The organism is Uliginosibacterium sp. 31-16, assembly GCF_030730865.1.
Classification (GTDB): Bacteria; Pseudomonadota; Gammaproteobacteria; order Burkholderiales; family Rhodocyclaceae; genus Uliginosibacterium.
Map to the genome: position 1 here is coordinate 432,015 of NZ_JAVALZ010000002.1, position 17,420 is coordinate 449,434.

Annotated in this window: 12 protein-coding genes; 7 read left to right on the plus strand and 5 right to left on the minus strand. The window is 60.6% G+C overall.

Annotated features, from left to right (window positions below):
• Positions 1–11: 11 nt before the first annotated feature.
• A complete protein-coding gene (locus Q9Q94_RS09780) occupies positions 12–422 on the minus strand; it encodes a helix-turn-helix domain-containing protein (protein WP_305979877.1) in 411 nt (136 codons plus the stop codon).
• Between the two features lie 88 nt (positions 423–510).
• Between Q9Q94_RS09780 and Q9Q94_RS09785 the strand changes: the two genes are divergently transcribed.
• A complete protein-coding gene (locus Q9Q94_RS09785) occupies positions 511–1,371 on the plus strand; it encodes an SDR family oxidoreductase (protein ID WP_305979878.1) in 861 nt (286 codons plus the stop codon).
• 180 nt (positions 1,372–1,551) lie between these two features.
• Entirely contained in the window at positions 1,552–2,874 is a 1,323-nt protein-coding gene (locus Q9Q94_RS09790; RefSeq protein ID WP_305979879.1) for a methyl-accepting chemotaxis protein, read from the plus strand.
• 142 nt (positions 2,875–3,016) lie between these two features.
• Here the strand turns inward: Q9Q94_RS09790 and adhE are convergent, their stop codons facing one another.
• Together adhE and Q9Q94_RS09800 are read right to left on the minus strand one after the other, a co-directional pair.
• Complete coding sequence (gene adhE / locus Q9Q94_RS09795; RefSeq protein ID WP_305979880.1) at positions 3,017–5,620, minus strand: bifunctional acetaldehyde-CoA/alcohol dehydrogenase; 2,604 nt, start codon at positions 5,618–5,620, stop codon at positions 3,017–3,019.
• A gap of 139 nt (positions 5,621–5,759) precedes the next feature.
• The gene (locus Q9Q94_RS09800; RefSeq protein ID WP_305979881.1) at positions 5,760–7,946 is read right to left on the minus strand and encodes a dihydroxy-acid dehydratase; all 2,187 of its coding nucleotides are present in this window, start codon (positions 7,944–7,946) and stop codon (positions 5,760–5,762) included.
• Positions 7,947–8,154: 208 nt separating this feature from the next.
• On the opposite strand from Q9Q94_RS09800, the gene Q9Q94_RS09805 reads away from it, so the two are divergent.
• The 5 genes from Q9Q94_RS09805 (at position 8,155) to Q9Q94_RS09825 (ending at position 12,667) form a co-directional block, all read left to right on the plus strand.
• On the plus strand, positions 8,155–8,691 hold the full coding sequence (locus tag Q9Q94_RS09805) for a TRAP transporter small permease (RefSeq protein ID WP_305979882.1): 537 nt from the start codon (positions 8,155–8,157) through the stop codon (positions 8,689–8,691).
• Positions 8,692–8,703: 12 nt separating this feature from the next.
• On the plus strand, positions 8,704–9,981 hold the full coding sequence (locus Q9Q94_RS09810; RefSeq protein ID WP_305979883.1) for a TRAP transporter large permease: 1,278 nt from the start codon (positions 8,704–8,706) through the stop codon (positions 9,979–9,981).
• Between the two features lie 118 nt (positions 9,982–10,099).
• The gene (locus Q9Q94_RS09815) at positions 10,100–11,110 is read left to right on the plus strand and encodes a TRAP transporter substrate-binding protein (protein WP_305979884.1); all 1,011 of its coding nucleotides are present in this window, start codon (positions 10,100–10,102) and stop codon (positions 11,108–11,110) included.
• 93 nt (positions 11,111–11,203) lie between these two features.
• The gene (locus Q9Q94_RS09820; RefSeq protein WP_305979885.1) at positions 11,204–11,911 is read left to right on the plus strand and encodes a FadR/GntR family transcriptional regulator; all 708 of its coding nucleotides are present in this window, start codon (positions 11,204–11,206) and stop codon (positions 11,909–11,911) included.
• Between the two features lie 66 nt (positions 11,912–11,977).
• Positions 11,978–12,667: a nitroreductase gene (locus Q9Q94_RS09825; RefSeq protein ID WP_305979886.1), complete on the plus strand. Its 690-nt coding sequence runs from the start codon at positions 11,978–11,980 to the stop codon at positions 12,665–12,667.
• A 391-nt stretch (positions 12,668–13,058) separates the two neighbouring features.
• Here the strand turns inward: Q9Q94_RS09825 and Q9Q94_RS09830 are convergent, their stop codons facing one another.
• Together Q9Q94_RS09830 and Q9Q94_RS09835 are read right to left on the minus strand one after the other, a co-directional pair.
• The gene (locus Q9Q94_RS09830; protein WP_305979887.1) at positions 13,059–15,491 is read right to left on the minus strand and encodes a pectinesterase family protein; all 2,433 of its coding nucleotides are present in this window, start codon (positions 15,489–15,491) and stop codon (positions 13,059–13,061) included.
• Positions 15,492–15,789: 298 nt separating this feature from the next.
• Positions 15,790–17,382, minus strand: coding sequence for a B12-binding domain-containing radical SAM protein (locus Q9Q94_RS09835; RefSeq protein WP_305979888.1), 1,593 nt, complete (start codon positions 17,380–17,382; stop codon positions 15,790–15,792).
• Positions 17,383–17,420: the final 38 nt, after the last annotated feature.

The following is a 17,420-nucleotide window of genomic DNA, read 5'->3' on the forward strand; positions in this document are numbered from 1 at the left end:
GGCAAGAACGCTCAGGCGGCTTCGCGGGCGGAGCGCGCGCCCAGGATCGTCGCCAGATTCTGCTCGATCCAGTCGGTCAGCGCCTCGACCCGCAGCGCCACTTCCTCACCGCTGGCGCTGAGGCGATATTCCACATGTGGCGGCACCACCGGATAGGCGATGCGCTCGACGAAGCCGTCCGATTCGAGCGTCTGCAGGGTTTGCGCCAGCATCTTCTCGCTGATGCCGCCCACCTTGCGGCGCAACTCGCTGAAGCGAAAAGTGCCGCCGCGCAGCCCCAGCAACAGCAACACGCCCCAGCGGCTGGTGACATGGTTGAGCACTTCGCGCGAAGGGCATTGCTCGGCGAACACATTGCCCTTGGGATAAGGGCTGCGCAGGAATTCGCCGAGTGAAGGCGGCGCGGTTTGATCAGGAGACACGACACTTACCTTTTTGTATGTACTTACTTTTAGTAAGTATAAATATTATCCTGCGTTTTCCTCAAATCCCCAAGCAAAGGAAAACATCATGATCGTCATCACCGGCGCCTCCGGCCAGCTTGGCCGTCTGGTCATCGAAGCCTTGCTCAAGAAGATTCCCGCCAGCGAAATCGTCGCCACCGTGCGCAAGCCAGAGTCAGTGGCCGATTTCGCCGCACGCGGCGTGCAGGTGCGCATCGCCGACTACGATCGCCCCGAAACGCTGGCCAGCGCCTTTGCGGGTGCGGCCAAGCTGCTGCTGATCTCGGCCAGCGAAGTGGGCCGCCGCCTGCCCCAGCACCGCGCCGTGATCGAAGCCGCCAAAGCCGCCGGCGTGGGGCTGGTGGCCTACACCAGCATCCTGCATGCCGACACTTCGCCGCTGCCGCTGGCCGCCGAGCACAAGGCCACCGAGGCGCTGCTGGCCGAATCCGGCCTGCCCCACGTGCTGCTGCGCAACGGCTGGTACACCGAAAACTATCTCGCCAGCGTGCCGGTGGCCCTGCAGCATGGCGCAGTCTTCGGCAGCGCCGGCGAAGGCCGCATCTCCTCGGCCAGCCGTGCCGACTATGCGGAAGCGGCAGCAGCCGTATTGCTGACCTCGGATCAGGCCGGCAAGGTGTATGAACTGGCGGGCGACGGCAGCTACACGCTGGCCGAGCTAGCCGCCGAAATCGGCCGTCAGGCGGGCAAATCGGTGGTTTACACCGATCTGCCAGAAGCCGACTACACCGGCGCCTTGATCGCCGCAGGCCTGCCCGACTGGCTGGCAGGGCTGCTGGCCAGCTCGGACGTGGGCGCCTCGAAAGGCGGCCTGTTCGACACCAGCCGCAGCTTGTCGCAACTGATCGGCCGCCCCACCACGCCGTTGGTCGAATCGCTCAGGCATGCCCTGGCGAGCGGAAGCTGAACCGGCCGCGAGCGACGGGCCGGCCTCCCCGGGCCCGCCCGCCTTTATGGGTGTGCAAGCATCTGTAAAAAGCGCTCAGAGCCTAACTGTCAGATGCCGTAGATAACCTCAGCGGCAGAACGGTCAGGCCGAACGCCAGATCGAAGCTCCGGCATGATTCAGGCAAAAAGGGGAACGCAGATGTTTTTTGGCAAACGGCAATGCGAGCTTGAGCTCGCTTCCACGCGTGCAGAGTTGCAGCGTCTGCAAAGCGTTACGCAGGCGCTGGATCAGGCCGTGGCCGAAATCGAGTTCGATCTGGAAGGCTGCATCTTGCGCGCCAATCCGATCTTCTGCCGTACCATGGGCTATGCCGAACAGGAGGTCGTCGGCCAGCGCCACCGCATGTTCTGCGATCCGGCGTTCGCGAGCAGCGCGGAATATCAGGATTTCTGGCGCCGTCTGGGCCAGGGCGAAACATTCAGCGGCAAGTTCCGGCGCCGGCGCAAGAACGGTCAGCTTGCCTGGCTGGAGGCCACCTACTTTCCGGTGCGCGATGCCCAAGGCCGCATCAGCCATGTGATCAAGATTGCCAACGACATCACCAAGCGCATCGAGGAAGCAGATCGTAGCCGCGGCCTGATCGAGGCCATCAACCGTTCCACTGCGGTCATCGAGTTCGACATGGATGGCACGATCATCGAGGCGAATACGATATTCCTCGGCGCGACCGGCTATCGCAGCGAAGAGCTGGTCGGACAGCACCACCGGATCCTGTGCCCTCCGGCTTTCGCCGCAAGCACCGGTTACACGGACCTCTGGCGCAAGCTCAATGACGGTCAATTCGTGTCCGGACTGATTGAGCGGGTCACCAAGCAACATGCACCGCTCTGGCTCGAAGCAAGCTACAACCCGATTTTTGACGCACAGGGCAAACCCTGCCGGGTGGTGAAGATGGCCAGTGACGTGACCGCTCGTGTGCTTCGTGCCCAGGCTGAGCGCAAGAGTGCCGAAACCGCCAGTGAAGTTTCACAGGCAGCAGAAGCTCTCTCTGCTCAGGGGGAGATCATCATCCGCGACACGATCAGCCAGATGGATCAACTGTCTTCTCAAATGGGAGCCTCTTCCCTGCAGGTTTCCGGGCTGGGGCAAAAGACCAGTCAGATCACCTCCATCGTCAACACCATCAAGGAAATCGCAGACCAGACGAATCTGCTGGCCCTGAATGCGGCTATCGAAGCCGCGCGTGCTGGAGAGTCCGGCCGTGGATTCGCCGTCGTGGCGGACGAAGTTCGCAAGCTGGCCGAACGGACAACCCTGTCGACAGCAGATATTTCGAGAATGATCGCGGAAATCCAGGACGAAACCATGCTCGTTATCGGCAACATGGATACGAGCCTCAAAGGAGTTGAAAGCGGAGTAAAGATGGTTTCCGAAGCGGGCGACACAATCAAGAAAATCCACGATGACGCAAGCAAGGTCGTCGCAGTGGTTCAGCAGATCAAAAAATCTACTCTGCAATGAGACACAGGATCCTGCGCAAAATGCGCAGCGATCTCTGGCCCGGACAGTTTCACGCGCAAGCCACGCACCGGAGTCCGGGGCGTGGCTTTGTCATTGGCCTGCCTGTCGCATCAATGCCCTGCGGATCTGGCCGTCATGCCACTCAAAGCGCCTGATAAGCGCGACCGTAATAACTGTCGAGGAGGAGCTGGCGTAGTTCGGCAACCAGGGGGAAACGTGGATTGGCCCCGGTACACTGATCATCAAAGGCCTGCTCGGCCAGATGATCAACAGCAGCCAGGAAATCCGTTTCCGGAACGCCTGCGGCCTGAATGGAGAGCGGAATATCCAGTGCCGCCTTGAACTCATCCAGCCAGGCAATCAAACGTGTCACCCGTTCATCATCGCTATGCCCCCCCAACTCCAGATGATTGGCAATGTGGGCGTAGCGACACTTGGCCTGCGGCCGGTCGTACTGACTGAAAGCGGTCTGCTTGGTCGGGATATCCACGGCGTTGTAGCGCACCACATTGCTGATCAGCAAAGCGTTGGCCAACCCATGGGCCAGATGAAACCGGGCTCCCAACTTGTGTGCCATCGAATGACAAACACCCAAAAAGGCATTGGCGAAGGCCATGCCGGCCAGCGTGGCAGCGTTATGCACCTGCTCGCGAGCCTTCTGGTTGCGCGCACCTTCACCGTAGGCAGCCGGCAGATACTCCTTGAGCAGATGTAAAGCCTGCAGGGCCTGGGCATCCGAGAACTCATTGGCCATCACCGACACATAGGCCTCCAGTGCATGCGTAACCGCATCGATGCCACCAAAGGCCGTCAGGCTCTTGGGCAGGTTCATGACCAGATTGGCATCAATGATGGCCATGTGCGGTGTCAGCTCATAATCCGCAATAGGGTATTTGATGCCGGTCTTCTCGTCGGTGACCACAGCAAACGGCGTTACCTCCGAACCTGTGCCCGAGGTAGTCGGCACCGCGACCAGCACAGCCTTGTCACCCATGCGCGGGAACTTGTAGATCCGCTTGCGGATGTCCATGAAACGCAAGGCCAGATCCTCGAAATGCACGTCAGGGTGCTCATACATCACCCACATGATCTTGGCCGCATCCATGGGGGAGCCTCCACCGATCGCGATGATCACATCGGGCTTGAAGGCCTCCAGAATATGCACGCCTCGACGCACAACCTCCAGGGTGGGATCGGCCTGCACTTCATAAAATACTTCCACGGTCATGCCCAGCTGCTTGAGAATGCGGATCGCTTCATCGCAGCAGCCGGTGTTGAACAGATAGGTGTCGGTGACGATCACCGCGCGCTTCCGTCCAGCCAGGTCCTCCAGAGCAAAAGAAAGCGAACCACGACGAAAATAGATGGACCTGGGAAGCTTGTGCCACAGCATGTTCTCGGCTCTCTTGGCAACGGTCTTCTTGTTGATCAGGTGCTTCGGGCCAACGTTCTCGGAGATCGAATTGCCGCCCCACGACCCACAACCCAGCGTCAGCGAGGGCGCGAGCTGGAAATTGTAGAGATCGCCTATCCCTCCCTGAGAAGAAGGAGTATTGATCAGGATGCGGGCCGTCTTCATGCGGTCTCCGAAATGGCGGATGCGCTCGACCTGCTGATCCTGGTCGGTATAGAGCACCGATGTATGACCAATGCCGCCCAGCGCCACCAGGGCTTCCGCCTTGCTCACGGCATCCAGGAAGTCGCGGGCGCGATACATTGCCAATGTGGGTGAAAGCTTCTCGTGAGCAAAAGCTTCCTCCTTCCCCACGGAGCTGACTTCGCCGATCAGCACCTTGGCACTGGATACAATCTTGATACCGGCCATGTCAGCAATTCGGCTGGCGGACTGACCCACGATATCGGCATTCAGATGACCTTCGACGAGAATCACCTTGCGAACAGCCTCCACCTCCTTCTTGCCAAGAAGATGGCCACCAGTCTTGGCAAACCGCTCCTTGACTGCTTCATAGACTGCGTCGACGACAATCACCGATTGCTCGGAGGCGCAGACCACCCCGTTATCGAATGTCTTGGACATCAGGATGGAGGCCACTGCCCGCTTGATATCCGCCGTCTCGTCGATCACCACTGGAGTATTGCCAGCGCCCACACCGATTGCCGGTTTCCCTGATGAGTAGGCTGCGCGCACCATGGCAGGCCCACCGGTGGCGAGGATCAGGTTGATGTCGGGGTGGCACATGAGGAGGTTGGACAACTCGACGCTGGGTTCATCGATCCAGCCAATGATGTCGGCAGGAGCGCCGGCGGCTACGGCGGCTTCGAGCACCAGCCTGGCGGCAGCGCAGGTCGACTGCCTGGCGCGTGGATGTGGACTGAAGATGATGCCGTTGCGGGTCTTCAATGCAATCAGGGATTTGAAGATGGCCGTCGATGTCGGATTGGTCGTGGGCACGATGCCACACAAGATTCCAACCGGCTCAGCAATCGTGATCGTGCCGGAGTTGTCGTCTTCGGAAAGGATGCCGCAGGTGCGTTCATCCTTGTACTTGTTGTAGATGTATTCAGAGGCGAAGTGATTCTTGACCACCTTGTCCTCGAACACGCCCATGCCGGTCTCGATAACGGCCATGCGAGCCAAAGGGATACGAGCATCGGCGGCGGCCAAGGCCGCACAGCGAAAGATGTGATCGACCTGCGCCTGTGTAAAACGGCCAAAGATCTGTTGGGCGGTTTTGACTCTGCTGACTAACTCATTGAGCTCCGTACTGTTCGTGATGGCCATCATGCTTGCTCCCGAAAGAAAAAAACAATCTGGCAATGCGATAGCCCTTGGCCTGACGCGATGAAATTGCCACATTGTTTTCCAGCTTTCCGGAGAGGCGACCTCAATGCTCTTGAGGTCTGCCACTCAATCCGGTTGTCACTCAAACACTGGCGGGTACTGGCCAGGGCAATCGGGCCCGCTTGTGAACAGCCAGTGGCACGACACCGTATTCCGCGTCGGTCACGTTATCCATCATGCTGCAGGCAGCGACCTGGAGCTGACGCTGTTCGATACGATCGCGACGCTGTGCGACCAGACTGGCGCGAGCCACGAGCGGAGCCTCGGACAGCACCTCCAGACCACCTGCCACGAAAACCCGGGCGTCAAGCAGGTCGATGCGGCGCTCCGAGAGCTGTACCCACAACAGATCACCATCTACCAGCGCACCAATGCCGCCACCTTCATAGGCTTCCGGGACCATGTGCCCCACGCAGGCCCCTTTGGTGACGCCGGAATAGCGGCCGTCGGTAATCATGATCGAGGTCTTCTCGACCACGCCGTGGTGGCGCAGGTTCTGGCTCGGGGCGAACATCTCGGGCATGCCGAATGCCTTGGGCCCCTGACCGGCAATCACGAAGGCGAAGGACAGGCTACCTTGCTCAATCATCGCGTGCACACTCTGATCCTCCGGTGCGCCATTGAAACGGCGCAGTGCGGCGAGAAGTTCCGGCGTGAGCGCAGGCAACGCAGCCAGACGCTCGATGAAATTAGTGGCGCGCATTTCCTCGTTGCAGTCGATTTCGTTCTCGTAATAGCGCACGAGGAAGACGCGGCCGTTGAAGCGGTTGTACGACTCGGTCGACATGCCCGCCACCTTCAGCGTGCAGGAAGAGAAGAAGTTGCCGCGCATCACGTCGGTGCCGGAAATGGCACGAATCGGCTGGATGCGAATCACCGATTTTTCCTGCGGCAGCTGTGGTGAAACGGCAGCCGGGATGGCCGCCACACGCTGGCGCCACGTCAGGCCGGCCACGGTCGGTGCGTCCAGATCCATCGGTACGCCCAGATCGGAGAGCACCTTGAACAGGCTGGTCATGCCGTGATGCAGACCCTGTTGCGCCTGCTGGGCCAACACAAACGTATCACGCCCCTCAGTAAGGCTGTGGGCAAACACGTCCGGCACGGCATGTGCATCGCGGACGCGGGCGTAATCAAAGAGCGAGACGTCGAAACCGGCATGACGCATCACGCAAGGCATGTGCAACATCAGGTTGGACGAGCTGCCGGTCGCCCCGTGAATGCGGATCGCGTTGGCATAGTTTTTCTCGAGCAGGTTGCACACCGCGTATTCGGGCTTGTTGAACATGCGGAAGAGCAGGTCGACGTTGTGCTGTACCACATCGGTACTGGCCTCGTCGGTCAGCAGTTCAGCTTCGGCAGGCACGAATCCCAGTGCTGCGACGAGCGTACGCGAGGAATTGCCGGTGCCGTTGAAGGCGCAGATACCGCCCTTGTCGTCGCAAGTGGCGGCGGCCAGTTCGTTGAGGATCTGTTCGGCTTCCGGATGACTGATCAAGCCATATTCTTCGGCACGCATGAGAAGGCCAAGGAAAGCCTCGTCCGACGAACATTGCAGGATGTAGTGACAGTTTTCCTCGATGTCGTCGGCGAGCTGGGAGTCGCCTGCCGCTACCGCTGCATCCTGGATAGCCTGCAGTTTCTGGCGCGTACGCTTCGGGATCGCACCACCCTTCAGCACATGCGCCGGCACGAAGATCGCCCACACAGGAGCGGTGCCCCGCGCGGGCTGGCGCCGGGCCCGGTCAGCCGAGGCAAGCCCGGAAAGGATTCCGGTCGGAGTCTTGTCGCAGCCCGACAACACATAGGCCGCGTGATAGCTGTGTCCTTCGAAATTGATGTTCACAGCCATCGCCGTATGGTTACGCGAGGCCAGCGAATAGCTCTGACCGATATTGCTCTGCGCAGTGCCGTCACAGATCACCGGAATACCGAAGGTAAAAGGCACGCCGCCGTTCTGCCAGATACGCGCAGCGGCTCTCAGGGTGTGCTCGTGATCGAACATGTGTGCCGGGTGATCCGGCGAGCCCTGAATGATCACCACGCGGGGGCGATTGGCGGCCAGACGCGCCACGATTGCATCCAGCGAATAATCCCCCAACCCTGCAAAACCCGCCTCGTTGCAGAGGAAATCATCAGCCCGGCGCAACAGCCCGCGCACCGTGATCGGCTCGTTGGCCAACCCTTGAATACAACTGCGATAGGGGTTGTACGCCTCTTCCATATACAGATCGGCAAACTCGGGATTCACGACAGCAATGTTGTCCATGGTGCTTCCATCCAGCGGTGCAGCAAGAGCGAACGTGCTCAGGAATGCTGCGTTCGAGGTAATTGTAGTACAACAAATCTACAATTGACGTATCATGGAAAACACCTATGGGTGCATAAGTGTTTTTTGTCCTACATTTCAGTCCAAGCCGAACCCGGGCGCAACGTTTTTTCGCTGTCGTGTCGGCATGATCACGAGGAGAGCTGACTTGAAACTATTGATACCGCGCCTTGAAACCGCCGTTGAGTGGTTGATGGCACTGGCACTGGCCGTAATGGTTCTGGCCATCGGCAGCAATGTGGTGCTGCGTTATGTCTTCAACACGGGAATCCCTGCCGCCGAAGAAGTCGCCCGCCTGATGTTCGTGTGGATGATCTTCCTTGGCGCGATCCTGGCTCTGCGCCGGGGCTCGCATCTGGGTATGGAAATCCTCCAGGCCCATCTGCCCGCCGGCCTGCGGCGCAGCTGCGCAATTGTCAGCCACCTGCTGATGCTCTATGCACTGTGGCTCTTCCTTGAAGGCAGTTGGGCGCAGACCGTGATCGGCCTGGACACCTACTCCACCGTACTGGGTTTCCCGACTGCGCTGATGGCCGGCAGCGGCCTGATCTGCGCGCTGGCAATGCTGCCCATGGTCGGCCTCAACCTGTGGCACATCGTGACCCGCCACCCGGCCGCCCGCATCCCTGGCGAGCCACAGGCGCACAAGCAAGCTCCCGTTTCCGAACCCGAAGTCAGCCAATAAAGGACGCCGATCATGACGCTCGTTGTATTTCTCGGCTCCCTGCTCGGCCTGATGCTGCTGGGCATGCCGATAGCTTTCGTGCTGGTGCTCACCGGCGTGGCACTGATGTTCCATCTGGACTTCTTCGATGCCCAGTTGGTCGCCCAGAATCTGCTATCAGGCGCCGACAGCTTTCCGCTGATGGCAGTGCCCTTCTTCATTCTTGCCGGCGAACTCATGAATGCCGGAGGCATCTCTCGGCGGATCATTGATCTGGCCGTCACACTGGTCGGCCACATCAAGGGTGGGCTCGGCTACGTGACCATCGCGGCTTCAGTACTGCTCGCGAGCCTTTCCGGTTCCGCGATTGCCGACACCGCTGCGCTTGCCACCCTGCTGATCCCGATGATGCGTGACCACGGCTATTCGGTGCCACGCTCGGCCGGGCTGATCGCCGCCGGCGGCATCATCGCCCCGATCATTCCGCCATCCATGCCCTTCATCATTTTCGGCGTCACCACCAACACCTCGATCACCAACCTGTTCCTCGCCGGCATCGTGCCTGGCCTGCTGATGGGCCTCGCGCTGATCTTCGTGTGGACCCGCCTGGCAAAGAAAATGGACGTGACCCCCCAGCCCAAATGCAGCTGGAAGGAACGTGGTCAGGCTGTGGTCAAGGGCATCTGGGCACTGATATTGCCGGTAATCATTCTCGGTGGCCTGCGCGGGGGGTTCTTCACCCCGACCGAAGCGGCCGTGGTCGCGGCAGCCTACTCGATGTTCGTGGCGATATTCATCTACCGCGAGGTCAAATTCACCCAGCTGGTCAAACTGCTGGTCGACGCGGCCCGCACCACCAGCACCGTGATGTTCCTGTGTGCCGGCGCACTGGTGTCCTCCTATATGGTGACCCTGGCCGATCTGCCACAGCAGGTCACCGAGTTCCTCGGCCCGCTGATGCATGACCCACGCCTTCTGATGGCGGCGATCATGCTCCTTCTGCTGGCGGTAGGCACGGTGATGGATCTGACCCCGACCATTCTGGTCATGGCTCCGGTGCTGATGCCCATCGCCGTGAAGGCCGGCATTGATCCGACCTACTTCGGCGTGATGTTCGTCCTCGTTGGCACCCTCGGCCTGATCCATCCGCCGGTCTGCACCGTACTGAACGTGGTCTGCGGCATCTCGAAGATCTCGCTTGAGAGTGCGACCAAGGGCATCTGGCCGTTCCTGCTCGCCTACCTCGTGCTGATCGCGCTGTTCGTTGCCTTCCCCGGCATCATCACCGCGCCAGTGACTTGGTTCCGCTGATTAGCCTCGAATGCGTCACCCATCCATTTCCCTTCACTCCTCTTCCCGCCGGGAAGAGGGGCGCTTCAAGAAGCCGCATCCCGGCTTTGCCATCAACGCTGCATCCGCTGGAGGAATCATGAAACGTCTTTTCAAATCCATTGTCATCAGTCTGGCTGTCGCCGGCAGCCTCGCCTCGGCCCATGCTGCCGACTTCAAACCCCGCATCGTCCGCTTCGGCTACGGTCTGGCAGAAGACAGCAATCAGGGCCGGGCCGTGAAATACTTTGCCGACGAAATGACCAGGCTCTCCGGCGGAAAATGGAAGGTCAAGGGCTTCGGCGCAGCCAGTCTGGGCAGCGATCCGCAGATGCAGAACGCACTCATCGGCGGCGCCCAGGAAGTCATGGTCGGCTCCACCGCAACGCTGGTCGGCATCGTCAGCGACTTTGGCGTGTATGACCTGCCCTTCGTGTTTGCCAACGAAAAGGAGGCTGACGCGGTGCTTGACGGCCCCTTCGGCCAGAAGCTGATGGACAAGTTGCAGACCAAGGGCATGGTCGGTCTGGTGTATTGGGAAAATGGTTTCCGCAACCTGACCAACTCCAAGCGCCCGATCAACAAGATGGAAGACATGGCCGGCATCAAGCTGCGCGTGATGCAGAATCCGGTCTACATCGACATGTTCAAGGGCTTCGGGGCAAACGCCGTGCCGCTGGCCTTCTCGGAGCTGTTCACCGCGCTGGAAACCGGTACCGTGGATGGTCAGGAAAACCCGGTCACAACCATCGAGTCTTCCAAGTTCTACGAAGTACAGAAGTACCTCGCCATGACCCGTCACGTCTACAGTCCCTGGATCGTGACCGTCTCCAAGAAATGGTACGACGGCCTCTCCGCCGACGAAAAGAAGGCCCTGCAGCAGGCAGCCGTCGCCTCGCGTGATTTTGAACGCAAGGACAGCCGTGCCGCTTCCACCAAGGCCATGGAAGTGCTCAAGCAAAAGGGCATGCAGATCACCACGCTGAGTGATGCAGAGCTGACCCGCATGCGCGCCACGACCACGACAGCCGTCGACAAGTTCGCCGCTCAGCCTGGCCACGCCGAAGTGGTGAAGGATCTGCAGGCCGAGCTCGCCAAACTGCGCAAGTAAGCCAGATCTGCCATCGGACCGCGCCATGCGGCCCGATGGCACTCCGGTTCCCTGCTAGGATACCGGCTGCCGCAAAAAACCGGGAAAACCGCAGTGAGCACAAAACTGACGAAGACAGAGCGCCTGATCCACGCCTTCGGGCGCGATATCGTGCAGGGAGCACATGCGCCCGGCAGTGCCCTGCCCTCCGAAGCAGACCTGTGCCAGAAGTACGACACCTCGCGCAATGTGATGCGCGAAGTCATCAAGGTACTCGCCACCAAACGCCTGATTGATGCGCAGCGCTATCGCGGTCTGTTCGTGATGCCGCGCACGCAATGGAACTATCTTGATGCGGATGTACTAGAGTGGGCACTGGAGAACGCCGACGACCCGATCCTGATCGCCTCATTGATCGAGGTCCGCAGCCTGATCGAGCCGGCCATTTCGCGCTGGGCCGCCGAGCGGGCCACCGCGCTGGATCTTGTCGCCATCGAGGAAGCGCTGAATGGCATGAAGGCCAACACCACCCGGCGCGAGGCCTTCATGGAAGCCGACATTGCCTTCCACCGTGCGATTGTCGCCGCCACCCACAACTTCGTGATCCAGCAACTGGCCGATGCGATCAGCGCCCTGCAGCGCGCGATCTTTGACCATACCTATCTCGCCGAGCCGGATCACATGGCGCTGACGATCAAGGAACACAGCGATCTGTTCGACATGATCCGCATGAAAAACCCTGTCGTTGCCGAGGAAATGGCTCAAGGCATGATCTCGCGCACGGCCAGCCGCGCGCACATCAAACTCGACAGCGCAGCTTGATCAAGCGCGAGCCGGTTCAAAACTGCTAGGCTTCCGGGCTTCGTTTCTCCTTGCCGGACCTGCCTCATGAATCAAGCGTTCACCACCTTCAGCGACATCGCCCACGGCCGCCGCTCAATTCGCCGTTTCCTGCCCACACCCGTAGCGCGCGAAACCGTTCTTGCCATTCTCGACCTCGCCGCCCGCGCACCCAGCGGCGTGAATACCCAGCCCTGGCATGTACATGTACTGAGTGGCGCCAGCAAGGAAAAACTCAGCGCCGCCATCCTCGCCGAATACGCCAGCGCGACGCCCAGCTTCGAACACAAGGGCGAATACGCCTACTATCCGGAGGCTTGGGGCGAGCCCTATCTGGCACGCCGCCGCCACACCGGAATGGCCCTGTATTCCCTGCTGGGTATCGACAAGAAGGACACCACCCGCATGCGCGAGCAGTGGGCGCGCAATTACACCTTCTTCGATGCACCGGTCGGGTTGATCTTCAGCATCGACAAGGTGCTTGGCCAAGGCAGCCTGATCGACTATGGCGGCTTTCTGCAGACCCTGATGCTGGCAGCCCGTGCGCAGGGTCTGGACACCTGCGTGCAGGCCGCCTTCTGCGAATACCATCCGATCGTGAAAGCTCAACTGGACATTCCGGACACGCAGATGGTGGTCTGTGGCATGTCGCTGGGCTACGCCGATCCGGATGCACCGGAGAACGCCTTGGTACTGCCACGGATTCCGTCGGCTGACTTCACGCGCTTTCACGATTGAGCAGGAAGTACATATGCTCGAAGAGCCGCATCCACATTAGCTTTCCAGACAGGCAGGCCGAAAACCGGCGTCAGGCTTTAATCTGCACGCTAACATCCTGAAGAAGCCCAACACATGCGGGTCTTCAGGCATTGGCACGTACCGATACCGGATAAAAAAAGCCCGGCGCGAAGCCGGGCTTGAACAGGAACAGCCAGGAAACAACACAGTTTGACTCACGCTCAGGGAGAAATCCCGAAGCAGAGAATCGAAACATGTTACCGGAAACATAATACCTTTTTCCAGCATCTGTGCAAGCGGGTGCCTGCTGTTTTTACGCGTATTTCCTGCTGGGTCTGTTACAGCGAAATCGTGGCCCGGACAGCACTGCCCGGGCCACGATCCGGATCGCTCAGGGCTGGGGTTTCCAGCCGATCGTTGCAAACACCTGCTCACGTGACAGATAAGGCGCGGCTTCCTCTGCCGTCATGGTGCGTGCCGCCGGCACGCGCCCGGCCAGACTCAGCGGCGTTCCATCAGGGCGAGTACTGCCAAACTCGCGCCAACCTGCCAGTGCCGTGGCCTTGGCCGGATTGGAGACCGGACTGGTCCACCAGCCTTCGGCAGACACGTGCTTGTCGATCTTGCTGTTCACGTACACCACGTTGTCAAAATAAGCCGGGCTGCCAGCGCTGCGTGCGAGCACAGTGGCGCCATCCGGCACGCCCTCTTCGCGGGTAATACGACTGTTGAGGAAGACATAGCCCTTGTCAGCCGCAGCGGTCACGCGGGCCTGCACAAGGTAGCCACCCTTGGTCGCATCAGTGGAGTCAACCACGGTACGGATCTCGCTATTCTCGAACAGCGCGGCCTTGGAGCTGCCCCAGATGAAGTCCACGTCACCTGCGATCAGGGTGTTGTAGAACCAGCTGTAGGCATTGAGCTGCAGCGTGTCCTGACGGCTGATGAAGTTGGCGTTCTTGGCGATCAGACGCTCTTTTTCACCTGCGAAGTAGATCGTCTCGGCCTGACCGTTCACACCGACTTTCTTCAGGTGAGTGTTCTTCAGGGTCAGACGGTCGAGCACCAGCATGTCGGCGTTACCCACGGCGAACACGGTACGGCCACCGCCGGAAGCGAGCGGCTTGTTCGCACCAATCGAGAGGCCGGTGTTCAGCGACTCGTAGTTCTCGCCCTGGATCACCGTGCCCTCACGGCTCTCGCCCTGAATGGTCACGTTGTCCTTACCGCGCAGGAAGAGAATCTCTTCATAGACGCCCTTCTTCACGCTGATCTTCACCGGCGCTTCCTTCGGCAGCTTCATGGCGTGATCGAGTGCGCCCTGCACGCTGCGGAAGTCGGCCTTGCTGCCGTCGTCATCGACAACGACGCTGCTCAGGCTCGCCTTCGGTGCTTTGCGGGTCGTGAAGCCCCAGCCTGCCTTCTTGCCCAGACCGGCAAAGGGCTTGCCAGCCAGCTTCGCGTCCTTGAGCAGATTGTCGGAGAGCGCCACGTAATAGGCCTTGCCATATTCGAGTTTGCCGGTGTGCGGGCGCACGATGAGCTGCTTGCCGACCACGCGCATCAACTGCTGGTTCACGCCGCGATAGAAACCATCCGGGCTCGGGCCATAAATATTGCTCTCGCCCTTGGGCTTGATCACGTCGACCAGCTTGTCGGTCTTCGCCTCGAAGATGCGCAGCGAGCCGATGCCGGTCAGCACCGGCGCCGCATCGAAGCTCAGCGCCAGCTCACCATCGACGTAGGCACCCTTGATGCCGGCGGCCGGACGGGTGCGCTTGGCAAGCGCGCCGTAGTTCGCCGTCGCGAGCACGAACGCCGGCTCGATGTTGGCCTTGACCGTCTTCTTCAACGCCGGATTGGCGCCACTGGTGAAGGTGATCGTCGCGGAGCCGGCGCCAACGGCGTGCAGCACAACCTTGTCGCCCTTCTGCGCCACGCTCACCACCTTCGGGTCGCTGGAGGCGACGCTGAAGCTGTCCGGCGTGGTGTCGGCCTTGGTCGCCGCAACCGTGATCTCGCGATCCGCGCCACCGACTTCCGAATTCCAGTCGCCAGTCTGATCAAGCGCCATCAGCACGGGCTTGACCTTGGCGTCGCCGACGACGATGTCGTCGATGGCGAACGAGCGGTTGTCGAGCCACAGGCCGAGCTTGCCACGCGCCGCAATGCTGGCATCCTTGAAGGAACCGGCGAAGTCATCATCAATATAAAAGTTCAGGGTGTCGCCCTGCATTTCCAGACGCAGCTTGTACCACTGCTCGTTGACGATGGTGCGCGTAGCAAACTGGCGCGCGCGCAGCCACTTGCCACCATTGGCCTTGTGGAACTCGACCTTGGAACTGGCGCCGTTCTGCACGTTGAGACAGGCCCCGAGCCAGTCATTCACGCTCTGGTAACGACCAAGCAGACAGACGAACTTGTTCGAAGTGTTGTTGTTGATCGGCTTGATGCGCGCTTCAACAAAGTAATCCGCCGTCTTCACGCTGGCGAAAGCTTCATCCTTGAGCGCAGCCACCACACCTTTGCTCTTGCCGGCGTCGTACTGCAGGTAGCTGTTCGCCCCCTCTTTCTTGATCCCGGCCACGCCATCCGCCACGCCGATGGTTGCAGCGCCACCGGCGGGCAGCAGATCCCAGCGTGCCAGCGAGCCGCTCTCGAAGTTCTCGCAGAACCAGATCCCCGGCGCACAGCTGGCAGCAGGCGGCATGGCCGCCTGCGGTGCCGCCGCTTCCGGGGCTGTCGCCTTGTTGCCGCCACAGGCGGCGAGCACACCGCCTGCCGCCAGAATGGCGGCAAGCATGCTCTTGCGCATCACGCTCATATTCTCTCCCTCGATTGGATCCGGCAGGCCGGAACAGGTGATCGATCAGTGCCGGCAGAACACCGACATTGCGAAACCGCACGATGTTACCGCAACCACCCTTCATGAGCTTTGTGATTTTCCCCGCTCAGCACATACAAAAAAGGGATGGCAGCAGCCATCCCTTTTCAAACCTGAAACACCCTGCAATGCCAAAAGAATTGATGAAACGACAATTTCAAATAATTTGCTTCAGGCCAGACCTGCAGCCCCGTCGTGCAGCAGGGGCTTTCAAGGGCCTTCAGTCCATTCCCGGCGGCTATCCACCATGCCGCGCCTGCCGCTGCGCCAGTGCTGACGCACCACGACGCGCTGGTGCCCCCCGCTCCGCGAGCAAGCCTTGCAGACATGCCGGGTTGGAGCGCGCGCCACTGGCTAGATAATCAGCGAGCAATAGCTGACGCGTGGCATCAGCCTCGTGCCCACACTCGACCGTAAAATAGTCGAACAGCGCATCGAGCAGCATCTCCGGCGTCAGGCCGGTGGTTTTGCCACTGCGCTGCCACAGCCAGTCGGAGAAAGCCCAGAACGCGGCAAAGGCCGATTCGCCCTGCATCAGCCACTGCATTGCCTGCTGGAAGCGGCCGGAGTTGGCGAGCATGTCCCAGTAACGCGCCAGACGCTTGAAGCGCAGCATCGTCGCCGCATCCACCGCATCGGTCTGCGTCACGATGTAAGGCGCCGCCGCCTCATACACCATGCCGAAGGCCGCGCTGTGGCGGGCTATCGGCGTGCCCGGCAGGCGCTTGAGAATGCCCAGCTGGATTTCGTGCGGGCCGAGCGCGTACAGACGGTCAAAGCCCTCGGCAAAGCTCTCCAGCGTCTCGCCGGGCAGGCCGAAGATCAGGTCAGTGTGCAGGTGAGCGTGGCTCTCATTCGCCAGCCAGTGCAGATTGGCCTCGGACCTGGCGTTGTCCTGACGCCGTGAGATGGTTTGCTGCACGACCGGATTGAAGCTCTGGATGCCGACCTCGAACTGCAGCACGCCGGGCGGAAAGCGCGCGATCATTTCTTTCAAGCGATCAGGCAGATGGTCCGGCACCACTTCAAAGTGCAGGAACAGCGCCTCACTAGCCTCACCCGTCAGGCGCTCGAGGAAGAACTGCAGCACGCGCAGCGAGGCATCGATCTTCAGGTTGAAGGTGCGATCGACGAACTTGAAATTGCGCGCGCCGCGCCGGTACAGCCCATCCATCGCGGCAAGGAAGGCATCCAGATCGAAGGCCCAGGCGGTCTTGTCGAGCGAGCTGAGGCAGAATTCGCACTTGAAGGGGCAGCCGCGCGAAGCCTCCACATACAGCAGGCGATGCGCCAGATCAGCGTCGCTGTACTCCGCGTAGGGCATCACGATGTCATCGAGCGGCGGCTGTTCGCCGGTGATGACCTTCATCAGCGGCCGCGGGCCATGGATGATCGCGCGACACAAACGCGGAAAACTCACATCGCCCCAGCCGGTGATCAGGTGATCGGCCAGCTGCACGATGGGCCGGCCTTCCCATTCGTGGCTCACTTCCGGCCCGCCCAGCACGATTTTCAGCCCGGGCCGCGCCACCTTGAGCAGGCGCACCAGTTCGGTGGTCTGCGCGATATTCCAGATGTAAACGCCAAAGCCGATGACCTGCGGCCCTTCGCCCTCCCCCAGCTCCGCCAGCAACGCGTCGGCGACTTCCTGCGGCGGGCGGGCGATGGTGAATTCGCGCAGCACGGTCTGTGCGCGCAGATCCTCGCCACCATGCCGCGCCATGTTCGCCAGCAGATAGCGCAGGCCCAGCGAAGCATGGATGTATTTGGCGTTGAGCGTGCACAGGATGATGCGCGGCGCTGAGGGAGAAATAGTCGGGGCGTTCGGCATGGGCGTCATTATCCCTTCAGCACCCTTGGATTGTCCGG